This is a genomic window from Burkholderia sp. BCC0405 (assembly GCF_902833075.1).
Taxonomy (GTDB): domain Bacteria; phylum Pseudomonadota; class Gammaproteobacteria; order Burkholderiales; family Burkholderiaceae; genus Burkholderia.
Genome location: NZ_CADFEO010000028.1, coordinates 15,361 through 32,498, shown reverse-complemented (window position 1 = coordinate 32,498; position 17,138 = coordinate 15,361). Strand labels below are relative to the sequence as shown.

Below are 17,138 nucleotides of genomic sequence, written 5' to 3'. Positions count from 1 at the left end.
ACCCTCAGCGCGAACGATCAGAATAGCCCTGCATCGCCCGAGATCGCGGCGCCCGCCGCCCTCCCCACCTCTTCTCGAAAGGACGCATCATGCTGAACTGGAACGAATACCGGAAGGAACTCTCGACGCGCATCGGCGAGATCGCGAAGCTGTCGCCCGATACGCTGGCCGGCTACAAGGCGCTGTCAGGCGCGGGGGCCAAGACGGGCCACCTCGACGCGAAGACGCGCGAACTGATCGCGCTCGCGGTCGCCGTCACGACGCGCTGCGACGGCTGTATCGCCGTGCATACCGCGGAAGCGGCCAAGCATGGCGCGACCAAGGAGGAAGTGGCGGAAGCGCTCGGCGTCGCGATTGCGCTGAACGCGGGTGCGGCGCTCGTCTATTCGGCGCGTGTGATGGACGCGCTCGGCGACTGAGCCCGACGGCCGCGGCGCTGCCGTTGTAGGGCATATGGCGGCGCCCGGCTGCAAGGCCGCCCGGTTGCGCGTCGCCCATCCGGGCAAGGCAGGCGACGTATGACGATTGGCTAGCCTACCTGCCCGAATGACCAGCGGGGCCGCCCACAAGCACGGACGCGCCGCGAAGTCGGCTACCATGCGCGAACGATCCATCGTGAAGGAGCGCTCCATGTGCCGCTGGCTCGCCTATACGGGTAATCCGATTCATCTCGAAACCGTACTGTTCCGCGCGAAGCATTCGCTGATCGACCAGAGCCTGCATTCGGAGCTGGGGGCGACGACCACCAACGGCGACGGCTTCGGCATCGGCTGGTACGGGCGCCCCGACGAACTCCCGTTCCGCTACCGCTCCGTGCATCCCGCGTGGAACGACCGCAACCTGCGCGAAGCCGCACGCGCGATCCGCTCGCCGATGTTCATCGCGCACATCCGCTCGGCCACCGACACCCCCGTGCAGGAAACCAACTGCCACCCGTTCCGCCACGGCCGCTGGCTGTTTGCGCACAACGGGCTGATCCGCGACTTCCACAAGCTGCGCCGCGACCTGACGATGACGGTCGATCCCGCGCTGTTCCCGACGCTCGAAGGCTCGACCGACTCCGAGCTGATGTTCCGCCTCGCGCTGACCTACGGCCTCGAGCAGACGCCGCTGCCCGCGCTCGAGCGGATGGTCGGCGTGGTCGAGGAAACCGCCGCGCGGCATCGCGTGGCCGACCCGCTCAACATGACGATCTGCGCGACCGACGGCGAACGGATCATCGCGGTGCGATATTCGAGCGAACGGCAATCGCGTTCGCTGTTCCACAGCACGTCGTTCAAGCACCTGCACGAGTTGTATCCGCACAACCCGCGCATCGCCGAAGTCGGCGACGACGCGTTCATGATCGTGTCCGAGCCGCTCGTCGACCTGCGGGGTGCGTGGGAGGAAGTGCCCGAGAGCACGGCGATCGTCGCGCAGGGCGCCGATGTGCAGCAGCGGCCGTTCGGGCCGCGGCACAAGTAGCGCAGCGGGCTGTCATTCGCGCCGTCAGGCGCGGCGAGACAACCGCATCCGGATCGAATCGAGTTCGGCGGGCAGCCGGCGCGAACGGGCGCGTGGCCGCGGCAGCGCGGTGAACCCGAGCCGTTCGTACAGCGCGCGAGCCCGCACGTTGCGGGTCAGCACGTCGAGCACGACGTCGCGACTGCCGTCGGCGGGCAATGCGCCGGTGTCCAGCGCGTCGCGAAACAGCGCGCTGAAGATGCCCGTGCCGCGCTGCCGCTCGTCGGTTGCGCAATGCGCGACGAGGATCTGCGAACGTTTCGGCGCCGGAATTTCCGTTTCGAGGATCAGCCCGCGCAACAACTGGCCGATCGTGCGCCGCACGCCGAAGAAGCGCGCCAGCGCCCACACGACATGCACGTCGTCGAACATCGTCCGCTGCCCGTCGTGAATCGCCATCACGGCGAGCACGGTGCCGTCGTCGGCGACCGCGACACGATGGCGGCGCCACGAGAAGCGCCCGTGACGCGACCGGAACGCCTGCCGCAGGAAGGCGATGCAGCGCGTGTCGCTTTCGCGGAGAAAGAACCCGAATTCGGCCACGCCGGACGCAAACATGAGCGGCGCGCACGCCGCCGCGTCGCCCGCATCGGCCGCACGAAACCGCACGCGCTCACGCGGCGCCGCTTGCCCGAACGCGCCGGCCGGCGTCATGCGCTGCGCCCCGCGAGACGCGACAACACGGCGACCGTCCGGCTGATCTGCTCCGGCTCGTGCGTCGAGCAGATGAAGAAGCGCAGGCGCGCGGCCTTTTCCTCGACGGCCGGATAGAAGATCGGCTGCACGTTGATCCCTTCGTCGAACATCGCATTGGCCCATTGCGCGGCCTTCAGCGAGCTGCCCGTGATCACCGGCACGACCGCGAACCCGGCGCTCGTGCCCGTGTTCAGCCCGGCCGCGCGCGCCTCGGCCAGGAACTGCCGCCCGCGCGCCTGCAGTTGCGCGACGCGCTCCGGCTCGGCCTGCAGCCGCTCGAGCGCGGCCAGCGACGCTTCGGCGAGCGTCGGCGCGAGCCCGACGCTGTACAGGAAGCCCGGCGCCAGATGGCGCAGCATGTCGACCAGCGGCTGGCAGCCGGCGATGAAGCCGCCGCAGCCCGCCAGCGTCTTGCTCATCGTGCCCATCCACATGTCGACCTGGTCGGGCGCGACGCCGCAGTGCTCGCGGATGCCCTTGCCGGTCGCGCCGAGCACGCCGAGCGAATGCGCCTCGTCGACCAGCAGGAATGCGCCATGGCGCGTCTTCACGTCGACGAAGCGCTGCAGGTCGGGGAAATCGCCGTCCATGCTGTACAGCCCTTCGATCGCGATCAGCACGTGCCGGTATTCGCGGCGCACGCGCGCGAGCAGTTCGTCGAGCGCCTGCCAGTCGTTGTGCGCGAAGCTCAGCCGCTTCGCGCCGCTCAGCTGCGCGCCCTGCACGATGCTGTTGTGCGCGAGCGCATCGTGGACGATCAGATCGCCGGGGCCGAACAGCGCGCCGATCACGGTCACGTTCGTCGCATGGCCGCTCACGAACGCGACACAGTCGTCGGTCTCGTAGAACGCGGCCAGCGCGCGCTCGAGGTCGCGCTGCACCGGGCGCTCGCCCGCGACCATCCGGCTCGCGGAGGCCGACGTGCCGTAGCGGTCGATCGCGGCTTTCGCACGCGCGGACACGGCCGGATCGCCGGCGAGGCCGAGGTAGTTGTAGTTCGCGAAGTTCAGGTACTCGCGGCCGCCGATCTGCGTCGTCGCGCCGGCCACGCCGTCATGCACGCGGAAGAACGGCGAGTCGACGCGCAGCTTCTCACCCATCTCGCGCATGATCCGCACCTGCTGATACTGCGGCATCGATTCGAAGCGGCTGCGCGCCGATGCGCCCTGCGCGGCCGGCGTGCCGGGCACGCCCGGTGCCGCGGCAGCATCGGTCGCGCGCTCCAGTTGCCGTTTCAGCGCTTTCGCCGCCAGTTGCTGGCGAAGGTGTTCTCCCAGTGCCATTGCTTCCTTCGCTGTATCTCGAAAAGACGCTATGTTACGCCGCGCAATATGAAAAAGCGTGGTGTCACGCGTCAGGAAACTCGGCCCACTGCCACGCATCGGGTTCGGCGAGCAGCGCGTCCACCAGCCGGAAATTCATCTCGTGGCTCGGTCGCAGCGCGCTCACGCGCGCCAGCAGCGGCGCGCCGGCCAGCGCGAGATCGCCGATCAGGTCGAGTACGCGGTGCCGAACGAACTCCTCCGGCAGCCGCATCCCGCCCAGCACGCGATTGCCGACGATCGACGCGGTGCACGACGGCCGCGCGCCGCGCAGGATCGGCACCCCGCGCAGATAGCCGGCGACGATCGCCGGCACCGCCCACTTCACGCGCCCGTACGAGCGCGACGGCGCGATCTCGGCCGCAAATGCGGCCGGCGTCAGCGCGCCGTCCCAGTGCATGTCGCCGAAGCCGCGCAGGTCGTTGCGCACGCTCAGTTCGTAACGCGACGCCGGTTCGATCCGCATTTCGCGCCGCTGGTCACCCTCGCCGTCCGTGACGACGACGGGCCGCAGCACGCGGATGAAGCGTTTCGGCGCATCGAGCGCGACCCGGCCGCACGCGCGGATGGCATCCACCCAAGGCGCGGCGCTGCCATCGAGAATCGGCACTTCCTCGGCATCGATCTCGACGACCGCGTGATCGATCTCGCACGCGAGCAGCGACGCGAGCAGATGCTCGATCGTGCGAACGCCGACGCCATCGGCATTGCGCAGCATCGTGCACAGCGGCTGCGCGCGGCGCAGCGCGGGATCGACCGGCAGCGTCGCGAGCGTGCGCCCCTGCGCGACGCGACGGAACACAATGCCCGTCACGCCCGCTTCCGGACGCGCGGGCAGGATCCGCACGCCCACCCGGCGCCCCGTGTGCAGCCCGTGACCGTCGATCGCCAGCGGACGCGCCAGCGTGCCCTGACGCGATGCCCAGCCGGCCGGCGCGCTCATCGCGCGACCTCCAGCGTCGGCGACGCCTGGCCCGCCACGGGCGCCTGCCGCGTATCGAGCATCGCGCGCGCTTCGCCGTCGATCGCATGCTTCGCAGCGAGCGCCGCGACGGCCTCCTGCGCGGCATCCGTCGCGGAACCGGCGTCCGCATCGGCCGACGCGCCGATCGAATCGACGATACGTCCGGCCAGCGTCGTCACCGACGCGCCCTCGGCGATCGCCATCACCGACAGCTTGACCTCGAACGCTTCCTCGACCGCGAGGCCGAGTTCCATCCCCATCAGCGAATCCATGCCCATGTCGAGCACCGACTTGTCGAGCGCGATGCGATCGGGCGTCATGTGCAGGATCCGCGCGATCTGCGCCTGCAGCGTCCTGGCAACCAGCGCGATCGCTTCGTCGCGCGGCAACGCCAGCACTTCTTCCCGCAGCTGCGTGCCGCCGTCGCGCGCATCGCCGCCCTTCGCGTGCGATTGCAGCAGCGAATACCGGCGCGCCTTCGCGGCAGGCATCCCGCGCGCCACGGCATGCCAGTCGAGCCGGACCACCGCTTCGCCCGCCGCGCTCGCCACCAGCGCGCGCTCGAGCGCGACCATCGCCTCGTCGGACGTGATCGACGCACCGCCGATCCGCGACTGCAACGCCTCGCGCGTATCCGCGTGGCGCGCGAGGAAGCCGACGTCCTCGAGCGGCCCCCAGGCCATGAACGTGCCCGGCAAGCCCGCCGCGCGACGATGTTCGACGAGCGCCTCGAGGAAGCTGTTGGCCGCGACGTAGTTCGACTGCCCCGGATTGCCGAGATAGGTCGTCGCCGACGAATAGACCACGAACAGGTCGAGCGGCAACGCGCGCGTCGCGCGATGCAGGTTCCACGCGCCGGCCACCTTCGGTGCGAGCACCGCGGCCATGCGCGCATCGTCGAGATTGCGCACGAGGCCGTCGTCGATCGACATCGCCGAATGCAGCACGCCCTTGAGCGGGCTGCCGCACCGGCCGATCGCATCGACCATCGCATCGACCGCCGCTGCGTCGGTCACATCGCACGACACGACATCGACCGTGACGCCGAGCGTGCTGCGCCAGCGTTCGACTTCGTCGCGTGCGGCAGCAGCGAGCTCGCCGGAACGGCTCGCCAGCGTCAGCCGGCGTGCGCCGCGCTCGACCATCCAGCGCGCACTCGCGAAACCGAGCCCGCCCGTGCCGCCGACCACCAGGTACGCGCCATGCGGATCGAGCGCGAGCGAGCCCGCGCGCGTGACGCCGCGCGTCGGGGCCGGCGTGCCGGACGGATAGGTCACGAGCACCTTGCCGATCTGGCGCGCCTGCTGCATGTAGCGGAACGCATCTTCCGTCCGTTCGGCCGGAAACGCGCGGTACGGGAGCGGATGCAGCACGCCGGCCGCGAACAGCGCCATCACTTCGCCGAACAGGCGCGCGGTCAGCTCGGGCAGCGCCCCCATCAACTGGTCGGCGTCGATACCGAAATAGCTGATGTTGTTGCGGAACGGCCGCAGCCCGATATGGCTGTTTTCGTAGAAGTCGCGCTTGCCGAGCTCGAGGAAACGACCGAACGGCCGCAGCGTATCGATGCTGCGCACCATCGCTTCGCCGGCGAGCGAATTCAGCACGATGTCGACGCCCTGGCCGCCCGTCAGCGCGCGAATCTCGTCCGCGAACGCGAGACTGCGCGAATCGAGCACGTGGTCCGCGCCGAGCAGGCGCACGAACTCGCGCTTCTCGTCGCTGCCGGCCGTCGCGAACACTTCCGCGCCGAAGTGGCGCGCGATCTGGATCGCGGCGATCCCGACACCACCCGCGCCGCCGTGCACGAGCACACGCTCGCCGCGACGCAGGCGCGCGAGTTCGACGAGTGCGTAGTACGCGGTGAAGAACGTGGTCGGCACGGTCGCCGCTTCCTCGAACGACAGCCGCTCGGGTTTCCGTGCGATCGCTTGCGCACGCGTCCTGACGCGCGTCGCGAACGAAGCCGGCGCGAAGCCGAGCATCGCGTCGCCCGGCGCGAATTCCGTCACGGCCTTGCCGACCCGGACGACGCGGCCGGACAGTTCCATGCCGATCGTCGCGCCCGCGAAGCCGGTCTCGACCGCCTCATCGGACAACAGCCCCATCGCATACATCACGTCGCGGAAATTGAGGCCGGTGGCAACGGGCTCGATCTCCACCTCGTCGTCACCCAGCGGGCTTTCCGGCAACGCAAACCATTCGAGATTGCGCAACGAGCCCGGCGCATCGAACGCGAGCACGGCCGCACGCGCGATCGCGCCATCGTTGCGGGCCGCGGCCTGCGCGGCGGTCAGCATGCGCGGCACCTGCCGGCCGTGCGCACCCAGGACGACTTCTTCCTCGAGCGCCGCGCCGGTCAGCTCGCGAATCAGCGCGTCGGGGATCCGGTCCGCCGCTCGATCGACGTCGATGTCGATCAGGCGGCACGCGAGTTCGGGATGCTCGTTCGCCAGCACGCGACCGAGGCCCCACAGCGTCGCCTGTTCCGGATGCGCGTTCGCGGCCCCGGCGAATGGCGCGCCGCCACGCGTGACGACGGTCAGCCGCGTGGCCGCGTTCGGCTGCGCACCGAGCGTGCGAACGAGTGCCGCAAGGGCGATCACGCCGTCACGCTGCGCGGCCATCAGGCCATCCCCGGTCGCCGTTTCGGCGAGCGGCGTCTCCGGCGCGCAGAACACGACATGCGCCGGCTGCCCAGCCGGCAACGACGCAATCGCATCGGCCGCGTGCGTGATGTCGACGATATCGGCCGGATAGCCCGCGCGCGCCAGCGCATCGGCCAGCCGCCCGCCGAAACTGCCGGCGGCATCCGGTGCGTGCACCACGAGCCATTGCTCGCTGCGTGCCAGCGTATCGAGATCGCTCGGATCGTCGCCGCGTTGCGCAACCACGGCGCTTGCGGGGTTGCGCGCGATGACGAACGTCGGCGTGCCGTCCAGATCGAGCGATTGCTCGACGTGCCGCACGACATCGACGTAGCCCGCGCGTGCGAGCGCCGCATCGAGATCCGCCGGCGCCAGCGGCACCGGCGCGTCGGCTTCCGTCGACGCAGCCTGCGCGCCGAATACGATGTCGGAGAAACGGCCGCGACGCGACTCGGCCAGCAGCAGCAACCCGCCCGGCGCCAGCCATGACCGCATCGCATTCAACGCATCGGCCACGTCGTGACGGCCGCTCAACACGCGGTTCGCGACGATCAGGTCGTAAGGGCCGGCCTCGTCGGCCGCCAGCGACAGCCGCTCGCCCGACTGCAGCGCAACCGTGCGCACCGCCGCTTCCGCATCCGCGTCGAACCCGGCCAGTTGGCCGGCTGGCGCGGCGATCGTGTGATCGCAGCGCGCGGTCGCGAGATGCATGCCGAGCGTCTGCAGCACGTCGCCGTCCGTCGCGCCCAGTTCGAGCACGCGCAACCGGCGTGCCGGCTGCCATCCGTCGACCGCCTGCTCGACGCTTGCGGTCAGCAACGCATGTACGTGCTGCCACGTCGGCGATGCGGCCAGGAGTTGCTCGACCAGGCTGTGCCCGGTCGGCGACAGCAGACGTGCACCGTCCTTCGCGCCGTTCAGTACGTCCGGCAATGCCGCGCCGCAATGCGCGAGCAGCGTCAACTCGGCCACGTGCCCCGGCGATTCGGCCAGCAGCCCGCGCCACAGCTCGTCGAGCGGCGGCAACGCCGCGCACGCCGCGTCATCGCGCACGAGCAGCGCGCCATCGCGATGCGCGAGACCATCCTCGACCAGCATGTCGGCGAGACGCGTGGCCAACGCCGCACGCCCGGCCGCCGGCTGCCACGTGCCGTCGAATGCGCCGAGCGCATCGAACGCGCGGAGCGCGTAGAGGCTCGCCAGCACATCGAGCAGCGGCAGGATTTCGGTCAGATGCTGCGTCCGGCGGCCGTCGTGCCCGGTCGTTTCGAGCCGCGCGACGGCCTGCGCGAGCAGCGCATCGGGGGCCGGCAAACCGGCCGCGTCGACGTCGCCCGGCAGCGGCATTTCTTCAAGGCGGTAGACGAAGCGCGCGGGCAGGTTCTGCCGACGGCCGACGAGATCGACGCGGCGGAACCGGCATGCGCCGAGCCGCGCGACGATCGCGCCGCGCGCATCGAGGAATTCGAAATGCGCGACGATCGAATGCGGGCTGTGCCGGTCGATCCGCACGAGCACCCGCTCGACCGTGTCGCCGCGCAGATAGTCGACCCGACCGATCTGCACCGGCACGTAAGCCGGATGCTCGCCTTCGCGCGCGTGCGCCGCAAGCAGTGCGAACAGCGGATGAAACCCGCTGTCCATCAGCGCCGGATGCAGCAGGTAGGCGGACAACGCCCGCGCGTCGCCGCATGCGGCCGGCGCGGCGATGTCGGCCAGCGCCGCGCCGTCGTCCGCGGCGATCCGCACGGTGCGGACCCAGCGGAACGCCGGCCCGTAGCTGAGGCCGATCGCTGCCGTGTTTGCGTACAGCGTGTCGCCGTCGGCCGCAGGCAGCGCGAGCAGGCGATCGAGCGCGCCGGACGGCACGACGCTCGCATCGCCGAGCGCGTTGCCGCTTTCCAGCATCCGCCCCGTCACGTTCAGCGTCCAGGCGCCGCCGGACATCCGGTCGCGCGTCTCGATCGTGAAGGTCGCCGTGCGCGGCTCGATCACGAGCCGGAACAGCTTCGCCTGCTGCGGCTGGAATACCACCGGCGTGCGGATCTCGACGTTTTCGAGCGCCGCATCCTGCGTATCGAAGAAGGTGCGTGCCGCGGCGAGCGCCATTTCCACGTACCCGGCCCCCGGGAACGCCACGCCGCCGTCGACGACGTGATCGGCCAGCATCGGCAGCTTCGCCGGATCGAGCTGGTTTTCCCACGCGAATGCGTGCTCGTGCAGGCGATAGCCGAGCAGCGGATGCTCGCGACGGCGATTGACGAGGCCGTAGCCTTCGACGGTCGGCGTCAGCCAGAAGCGCTCGCGCTGCCACGGATAGGACGGCAATGCAGCACGCGATTCGCCCGGCGCGAAGCGGCCGGGATCGACGCTCGCGCCGTGCGCGATCGCCGCGAGGATCGCTTGCCGCAGCATTGCCGCGCTGCCGTGATCGCGCTTGAGCGTCGGCAGCGCCACGCCGGTCACGCCGGCCGCCGCGAATGCCTGCTTCACGTAGGTGCGCAGGATCGAATGCGGCGAGACCTCGACGAACAGCCGGACACCCTGCTCGATCAGATGCGCGAGGCCGTCGCCGAAGCGCACCGGCTCGCGAATGTTGCGCCACCAGTAGCGGGCATCGAGTTCGGTGCCGGCCAGCGCGCCACCGGTCACGGTCGACACGAACGTGCCGTTGCCCGGCTGCGGCCGCAGGCTCGCCAGTTCGGCCAGCACGACCGGTTCGATGCGGTCCATGTGGCTGCTGTGGAACGCGTAGTCGAGATCCAGCATCTGGAAGAACTTGCCGCTGCCGCGCAACGCGGCTTCCAGTGCCTGCAATCCCTGCAGCTCGCCCGCGAGCGTCACCGCATCGGGGCTGTTGATGCCCGCGACCTCGACGCGCCGCGCCAGCCCGTGGCGCGCGATCAGTTCGCGCGCCGCTGCATCGCCGATGCCGACGGCCGCCATCCGGCCGCTGCCGCGCGTCATCGCCTGCGCGCGGCTGCGGATCTTGATCACGCGAACCGCGTCGGCGAGCGACAGCGCGCCAGTCACCCACGCCGCAGCGATCTCGCCGACGCTATGGCCGATCGCCGCGTCGTAACGCATCCCGCGCGCGTCGATCACGCGGATCATGCCGACCTGGATCGCGAACAGCAGCGGCTGCGCGTTCTCCGTCGCGGCCAGCCATTCGGCGCCCGCACCGGCCAGCCATTCCGCGCCCGGGCCGCCGCGCATCACGTCGACGAGCGACGGGCTGCCGTCGGCGCACCACAGCGCGTCGACTTCGTCGAGCGCCGCGCGGAAGACGGCGTTCTCCGCATAGAGTTCGTTGCCCATCCCGACCCACTGGCAACCGTTGCCCGAGAAGACGAGCGCGGTGCGCACCGCCTCGCCCGGAGCCTGGCCGGTCGCCACGCACGCCGGCAGCCCTTCCGACGCCGGCTGGGCCAGCGCCGCAAGCGCGGCGCGGCCTTCGGCTTGGTCGGCCGGGGCAACGATTGCGCGATGTTCCAGCCACTGGCGCCGACGTGCGGCCGCGGCGGCCAATGCCTGCCAGTCGCCGCCGTTGTCGAGCATCGCCAGATAGCGGCCCGCGAGCGCGCCGAGCGCGTTCGCGCTGCGCGCGGTCAGGACGAGCGGAGACAGTTGCGCGTGCGTCGGTTCGGGCGCGGCGGTCGGCGCCTCGTTTGCATCCGGCGCCTCCGTCAGCACGACGTGTGCGTTCGTTCCACCGAAGCCGAACGAGTTGACGCCGACCGTCAGCGGCGCGTCACCCGCGTCGAGCGGCATGTAGCGATCGACGACGCGCAGACGCCCGCCGTCGAAATCGATCCCGGGATTGGGCGTAACGAAGTGCAGCGAGCGCGGTACCGCGCGATGCTTCAGGCACAGCACGGCCTTCAGCAGCCCGGCCATGCCGGATGCCGTCTCGAGATGGCCGATGTTGGTCTTGACCGAACCGACGAGCAGCGGACGATCCGCCGGGCGCCCGCCCGACACGACGTCGATCAGCGCACGCGCCTCGATCGGATCGCCGACCGCGGTGCCCGTGCCGTGCGCTTCGAGATAAGCCAGCGACTGCGGGTCGATGCCCGCGCGCGCGTATACGCTGCGCAGCAGCGATGCTTGCGCGGCCGCGCCCGGCACGCTGATGCCACCCGGCGAATGGCCGACCGAGTTCACGCCGGAGCCGGCGATCACCGCATGGATCGTGTCGCCGTCGGCGAGCGCGCGATCGAGCGGCTTGAGCAGCACGAACGCGCCGCCTTCGGAGCGGACGTAGCCGTCGCCGGTCGCGTCGAACGCGCGGCAACGGCCACGCGGCGACAGCATCGACGCCTTGGAGAAGCTGACGAAGCCGAACGGGTGCAGCAGCAGGTTGACGCCGCCGGCGAGCGCCACGTCGGCTTCGCCGGACTGCAGCGCCTTGACGGCCTGGTGGAGCGCGACGAGCGACGACGAGCAGGCCGTGTCGACGGACATGCTCGGGCCGCGCAGGTCGAACAGGTAGGACACACGGTTCGACGCGATGCTCAGGGTGTTGCCGGTCGCCGAATACGGATCGATCACGTTCAGATCGTCCATGTTGCGGTTGCCGTAGTCGGTGCTGGCGACGCCGACGTAGACGCCGCAGTTGCTGCCTCGCATGTCGGCCGGGCGCACGCCGGCGTCCTCGAAGGCTTCCCATGCGAGTTCGAGCAGCAGGCGCTGCTGGGGATCCATCTGGGCCGCTTCGCGCGGGGAAATGCCGAAGAACGCGGCGTCGAAGCCGGCGACGTTGTCGAGCACGCCGGCCGAGAAGGTGTAGCTCTTGCCCGGTTCGCGCTTGGACGGGTGCTGGTAGAAGTCGGTGCCGAAACGGTCCGGCGGGATTTCGGTTACTGCGTCGCGTTCGTCGCGGAGCAGGCGCCAGAAGTCGCCGAGATTGTTCGCGCTCCCGGGAAACCGACACGCCACCCCAATTATTGCAATCTTACTGTTCATCTTTTATGTCGCTTTCTCGGATGCGTGCGGCTGTTCCGCGCGATTTCCGTGATCTTGTACCACACGCAAAAGTACCGAACCGAGTTCCTCGGCCGCCAGATTCCGGCATTCGGGAGCATTTGCGCCGTAATTCCGCCAAATGAAGTAGTCGCTGTGTTGCGGAATGACGCCCAGCTTCTCGAAAACATGAGGCAATGCGGGAACGTGGTCGCCGTAAAAGCAAACGACTGTTTCACGACGACTGGTGCGCAAATAATCGATCAAGCGCCCGATCATTGCGTCTGCATTTTCAATATGCCGCAGGTATGCAGTCAGGTCGCGCCAGGAGGCGTCTTCGCCAAGAGTATGCCTCGAAGACGATTCGCCGGGCAAAACTTGCTCGAGATGCAGGGGGCCGTGATTTTCCATCGTCATCGCGAAGATGAAGTGCGGGCGCTCGCCGCGCGTCGCTTCAAGTTCCGCGACAATCGCGTCGGACACTGCCATGTCCGCCACATAGGCTCCTGCTCGGGACGCTGACGAAAAATGACGGATATCGAGAAAACGCGCAAAGCCTAGTAGCGGAAATACCCTGTCCCGCCCGAAGAAATCGGCGTAATAGGGATGAATCGCGACTGTTTCGTAGCCACAACGGTCGAACAAGGATGCGAGCGAGGCGATTTTATGCCTTACAAAAGCATAAGGATAAAAGCGCGCATACCCGAGCGAATAGGATTCCGTGCCGGTCAACACCGCAAACTCCGTTCGCATGGTGTTTGCCCCCCAAGCAGGCACCTTCATCTCGCCATGCCAAGCGGCCTCGCGACGCGCCTCGTCGAAACGACTGAAGAGACTCGGCTCGACCGACGCTCCGAGCCGGCGCGCATCGAAGAACGACTCGCTCTGGATCATGATCACGTCAGGGCGTCGCGTCGGCTTGCCCGTTGCGAACGGCCCCGCCGCCACGACCTCGCGGAACCGCCGGAACGTAACAGGACGTAGGCCGTTGAGCAAGTAGGCAACGAACACTGCGAAAAAGCCGTGTCGACGCTGGTCGGCATCGGGATCGAGCGTGAGCGGCAAGCCAGCGGCCACGGGCATCGCAAGCATGAACAGCAGCACCGCCGCGAACCACGCCAGCGCGCGGGAGCCTGACGACACAGGCCGCTCGATGACGAAGCCCGCGATCACCAGCACGATGCCGACACCGATCGCGACGACCTTGCCGATACTCAAGAACGGCAAGTAAAGACGAGGATGCGAAAACAACTGGCTGAAAAGGCTCAGATCAGTGAATACGAACGGCTCGCGCAGCGACTCGTACTTCGCATTGCTGACTGCAGCGACAAGACCGACGAGCGCTAGCGCCGCGCAGGCCGAAAAAAGTGGCCGCGACGTGACGGCGAACACCGCGTCGAACAGAAAGACTATGGAAAGAATGTGAAGCACTGACGACAGCGGCGGTCGCCGCAGCGGCGCGCGCGGGACGGCGATCGCATCGACCGCGAACGACAGCGCAACGGTGGCCGCCAGCGTCACGGCAAGACGCGCGCTCAATTGACCCGGTCCTTCGAAGGTAGATAGGACAGGCGATCAAGGATCGCGTCGGCAAGCGTGGCCGGAAGGAGCGGCAGGAGACGCATGCCAAACGCGAGCAACCCCGGAAATGCGATCTCGCTTCGGCCCGCATCTAGCCGGCGGCGAATGTAGGCGGCCGAGCGCTCGGCACTCCAGAGGAACGGCTTGTCGCCGGGGAACACATCGCTCATCGCCGTCTTCACAAAGCCGGGCAGGATGACCGTGACCCCCACACCGTCGCGAGCCAGCAGTGGGCGCACGGAATCGCCGTAGGCCTTGATTGCAGCCTTGCTCGCACAATAGGCGGGCGAGATCGCCATGCCGCGCAACGCTGCGATCGAACTAACCATCGCGATTCGACCGCGCTTGCGCTCGCGCATCCGGTCGACAACGGGCAGGACCGTATGCAATGCGCCGTAGAGATTCGTGTCGATGACACGAGCCGTTCGCTCCAGGCCTTCCCAGTCGCTAGCATCGGCGATCGTGCTGGCTACGCCTGCGTTCGCGATTAGTAGGTCGATTGGGTGACGGGTGTCGAAATCGGTCAACCAGGCGGCGATCGATGCAGCATCGCGCACGTCGACCGCACCCATGTGGACCGAGGCCCCACGCGAACGACAGGCCGCCGCCGTTAAATCGACCTCCGCGCTGTTACGGCCAACGATGCCGAGCGTCGTGCCCGGCTGCGCATAGGCGAGTGCAAGCGCACGGCCAAGGCCGGCGCTGGCACCGGTGATGACGATGCTTCGCGGCGATTGGTTAGGCATCCGCGCGATCCAGGCGCTCGACCGCACCAGCGACCGCCATCTCGATGCCGGTTCGCGTGTAGAAATCGCCGTTGATTTGCGTAAGATGCATCACGTAGTCTAGGAAGGCGTGATAGAGGTGCATGTCCGGCAGATCACAGCCATGCCAGAATTCGTCGAGCTTTCCCTGCCAAGTCAGGCCGGGCATATTATAAATAGCAGTTCCGAGCGCCACTAGCGGGCGCTCATGGTGCAACGCCGAAAGACCGACCGTGCTGTTCACAACGACCACGCCACGGGTATGTTCGAGCAGCGTGGGCAGATGCCCCGAGTTGATAAACAGAACCCGATCCCCAATACCTGCCTCACGCGCGATCGACATCGCAAAGCGATGATATTCAATCATGCCGGTGTCGAGCGGGTGGTTTTTGATCAGCAGCGTCGCGTTTTGCGGAGCGTGCCGTGCGAACGAGCGGACGACGTAGTCGATGGCATCACGCACCCCGTCGAAGCGCGAATGCACGACGATTTGTGCATCCGAGTTAAGCTGAAGCGGAAAGAGGTAATACGGCCGCCCGCTCGCCAACAATTCGCGCGTGACCGCCTCGGCCGTTCGTCGATGCCTGCCTTGCAGCAACGCGCGAACCGCAAGTCCTGTGTACTCAAACACACCGTTCTTCGGCCGGTGGCTACGATAGTGGGGAAAACGCCATGCGAACAGCGCATTGGCGACCCGGTACGTGATATCGTGAAACACCCGTTCGTACAGGTTATAGCCGGTTGGCACTCCGGGTTCAGCAGCCGGAATGACATTGCGCAAACTCAGGTATTCTGCCGGATCCACCGGCATTCGCGAGCGGCCATTTACCCCGTGGCTTTCAAGCGTGATCCAGTGTGGACGGACGTAGCCTTCTTCGAACACGTGTACATGCAGGCCGAAGTGCTCGGCGACAGCATGCATGTGACTGTGAATTTCACGGCAGTCGCCGAACATCAGAACATCGGTGACGCTCTCCCGGCGGACGAAGTCGCTATACCAAGCGGAAAGCTCGGAAATTCGTCCGGTATAGTTCAACGCTTTTCGAGTCTTGCCGTAGAGCCAGTCACCGCCGCAGAAATTAACGCGGTGTACCGCGTGCCCCCGCTCTGCCAACACATCTGCGAGCCGACTGAAAAACAACGAAGCCGTGCCTTGCAGCACAAGAAATGAGCGAGGCATGGAAAAGTCAAACGGCGATGTAGCTTGGCCCTCACCGGCCCAATTGTTTTAAGTACCGGCGAGGTCTAGCGTCCCGTCCTCGCCTTCTCCGGGGAACGCCGAATATAGCATTGCGAATGTGACAAATATAGCCGATTCAAAAATTCACTGACCGGATTGTTGTAGAGATGACATACGATGTCCGAAGATGGCGAGGTCAGCGCGCAGTCGTTATAATCTTCCGCCCTGGTGCGCGATGCGGCCCGGGCCGCTCGTCGCTTCGGCAACGGTAGATCGTGCTCATCGATGCCCCGCCGTCGATCTGCCCCTCTGCCTCGTGCCGCAGATCTACCACACGACATTCAGTCTGGATGGAAATAAGTTGGAAAACGCAACTGGCATCACGACATCATCGTCGGCGCACGTGAAGAAAAGCCTGCGCGAGCGGATACGCGGAATCAATAGACTCTTCGCGCTCACCGTGGTACTGCCCACCGCCATCGCCACCCTGTATTACGGACTCCTTGCTTCCGATGTATACGTATCGGAGTCCCGATTCGTGGTGCGCAGCCCGCAACGACAAAGCCAAACCAGTCTTGTCGGTATGCTGCTTCAGGGCACTGGTTTTTCCAGAGCACAGGACGACACCTATCCTGTCATCGACTACATTCAGTCTCGCGATGCATTGACCGAGCTTAACCACGGCAACTACATCGCTGACGCGTACGGCAATCACGGTGATTTTGTCAGTCGCTTCCACCGGTTCTTCGATGATAGCTTCGAAGCCCTCTGGAAATATTATGGAAAACACGTTGTCAGCGTTGAATTCGACTCTGCATCGTCAATCACGACGCTTCAGGTGCGTGCATATACGGCAAAGGACGCTGCTCAGATCAACGAAAGCCTGCTGGCGCTGAGCGAGCGTCTAATCAACCGCATGAACCAGCGTGCGGCGAACGATACGGTGAGCTTCGCCCAGCAGCAAGTCGACATCGCAGCAGCCAAATCAAAGGACACCGCGGCTTCGCTTGCCGCGTACCGCAACAGCTACGCCGTCTTCGACCCCGAAAGGCAATCAGCGCTGCAACTTCAGCAGGTCGCCGGGCTACAAAGCCAGCTGTACGCGGCACAATCACAATTGCTGCAACTGGAAGCCATTGCACCCAAGAATCCACAGATTCCAGTTCTACGTACGAACATCGCAGCCCTGCAAAAGCAGATCGAAGGCACGACGGGCGGTGTCGTAGGCAGCAAGAACTCCCTTTCTGACAAGGCAGCCCGCTACGCGCGACTTCAGCTAGACGCTCAATTTGCGGAGAAGCAACTTGCATCCGCGCTCACCAATCTTGAGAACGCAAAGGCCGAGGCGGAGAAAAAGCAACTCTACCTGGAACGCCTGGTTCAGCCGAATACGCCGGATGTAGCTATCGAACCCAAGCGCCTGAAGTCAATTTTCGAAGTATTTGCACTCGGGATGATCACCTGGGGTGTGTTGAGTCTGCTGCTCGCAGGCGTCCGCGAGCATCACGACTGAGCCGC

The 17,138-nt window shown here is 66.9% G+C and carries 10 protein-coding genes; 3 read left to right on the top strand and 7 right to left on the bottom strand.

Features of this window, described 5'->3' with window-relative positions; all coding sequences use genetic code 11:
- Positions 1 to 89: 89 nt before the first annotated feature.
- Positions 90 to 419 (top strand): carboxymuconolactone decarboxylase family protein, encoded by a 330-nt coding sequence (locus HWX36_RS32795; RefSeq protein ID WP_043189451.1) that lies wholly within the window; start codon positions 90 to 92, stop codon positions 417 to 419.
- Positions 420 to 630: 211 nt separating this feature from the next.
- A complete protein-coding gene (locus HWX36_RS32790; RefSeq protein WP_175957992.1) occupies positions 631 to 1,464 on the top strand; it encodes a class II glutamine amidotransferase in 834 nt (277 codons plus the stop codon).
- 24 nt (positions 1,465 to 1,488) lie between these two features.
- Here HWX36_RS32790 and HWX36_RS32785 read toward each other — a convergent pair whose 3' ends face one another.
- The 7 genes from HWX36_RS32785 to HWX36_RS32755 form a co-directional block, all read right to left on the bottom strand.
- Positions 1,489 to 2,157: a GNAT family N-acetyltransferase gene (locus HWX36_RS32785; protein WP_175957934.1), complete on the bottom strand. Its 669-nt coding sequence runs from the start codon at positions 2,155 to 2,157 to the stop codon at positions 1,489 to 1,491.
- Positions 2,154 to 3,482, bottom strand: a complete 1,329-nt coding sequence (locus tag HWX36_RS32780) for an aminotransferase class I/II-fold pyridoxal phosphate-dependent enzyme (RefSeq protein WP_175957933.1) — start codon at positions 3,480 to 3,482, stop codon at positions 2,154 to 2,156. Before HWX36_RS32780 ends, HWX36_RS32785 begins: the two co-directional genes overlap by 4 nt.
- 64 nt (positions 3,483 to 3,546) lie before the next feature.
- The gene (locus tag HWX36_RS32775; RefSeq protein WP_175957932.1) at positions 3,547 to 4,464 is read right to left on the bottom strand and encodes a UDP-3-O-acyl N-acetylglycosamine deacetylase; all 918 of its coding nucleotides are present in this window, start codon (positions 4,462 to 4,464) and stop codon (positions 3,547 to 3,549) included.
- Positions 4,461 to 12,098, bottom strand: coding sequence for a type I polyketide synthase (locus HWX36_RS32770; protein ID WP_175957931.1), 7,638 nt, complete (start codon positions 12,096 to 12,098; stop codon positions 4,461 to 4,463). The genes HWX36_RS32775 and HWX36_RS32770 overlap by 4 nt, the downstream gene beginning before the upstream one ends.
- A gap of 3 nt (positions 12,099 to 12,101) precedes the next feature.
- Entirely contained in the window at positions 12,102 to 13,634 is a 1,533-nt protein-coding gene (locus tag HWX36_RS32765) for an LTA synthase family protein (RefSeq protein WP_175957930.1), read from the bottom strand.
- Positions 13,631 to 14,422, bottom strand: a complete 792-nt coding sequence (locus HWX36_RS32760; RefSeq protein WP_175957929.1) for an SDR family NAD(P)-dependent oxidoreductase — start codon at positions 14,420 to 14,422, stop codon at positions 13,631 to 13,633. The genes HWX36_RS32765 and HWX36_RS32760 overlap by 4 nt, the downstream gene beginning before the upstream one ends.
- Entirely contained in the window at positions 14,415 to 15,620 is a 1,206-nt protein-coding gene (locus HWX36_RS32755) for a capsular biosynthesis protein (RefSeq protein WP_175957928.1), read from the bottom strand. The genes HWX36_RS32760 and HWX36_RS32755 overlap by 8 nt, the downstream gene beginning before the upstream one ends.
- A 361-nt stretch (positions 15,621 to 15,981) precedes the next feature.
- Here HWX36_RS32755 and HWX36_RS32750 point away from each other — a divergent pair, with 361 nt between their 5' ends.
- Positions 15,982 to 17,133: a hypothetical protein gene (locus HWX36_RS32750; protein WP_175957927.1), complete on the top strand. Its 1,152-nt coding sequence runs from the start codon at positions 15,982 to 15,984 to the stop codon at positions 17,131 to 17,133.
- Positions 17,134 to 17,138 lie beyond the last annotated feature (5 nt).

Excerpts from the sequence above, each read along its gene's own strand:
- HWX36_RS32785 (WP_175957934.1), bottom strand. The coding sequence starts at position 2,157 with ATGACGCCGGCCGGCGCGTTCGGGCAAGCGGCGCCGCGTGAGCGCGTG.
- HWX36_RS32755 (WP_175957928.1), bottom strand. The coding sequence starts at position 15,620 with ATGCCTCGCTCATTTCTTGTGCTGCAAGGCACGGCTTCGTTGTTTTTC.
- HWX36_RS32760 (WP_175957929.1), bottom strand. The coding sequence starts at position 14,422 with ATGCCTAACCAATCGCCGCGAAGCATCGTCATCACCGGTGCCAGCGCC.
- HWX36_RS32780 (WP_175957933.1), bottom strand. The coding sequence starts at position 3,482 with ATGGCACTGGGAGAACACCTTCGCCAGCAACTGGCGGCGAAAGCGCTG.
- HWX36_RS32770 (WP_175957931.1), bottom strand. The coding sequence starts at position 12,098 with ATGAACAGTAAGATTGCAATAATTGGGGTGGCGTGTCGGTTTCCCGGG.
- HWX36_RS32790 (WP_175957992.1), top strand. The coding sequence starts at position 631 with ATGTGCCGCTGGCTCGCCTATACGGGTAATCCGATTCATCTCGAAACC.
- HWX36_RS32795 (WP_043189451.1), top strand. The coding sequence starts at position 90 with ATGCTGAACTGGAACGAATACCGGAAGGAACTCTCGACGCGCATCGGC.
- HWX36_RS32775 (WP_175957932.1), bottom strand. The coding sequence starts at position 4,464 with ATGAGCGCGCCGGCCGGCTGGGCATCGCGTCAGGGCACGCTGGCGCGT.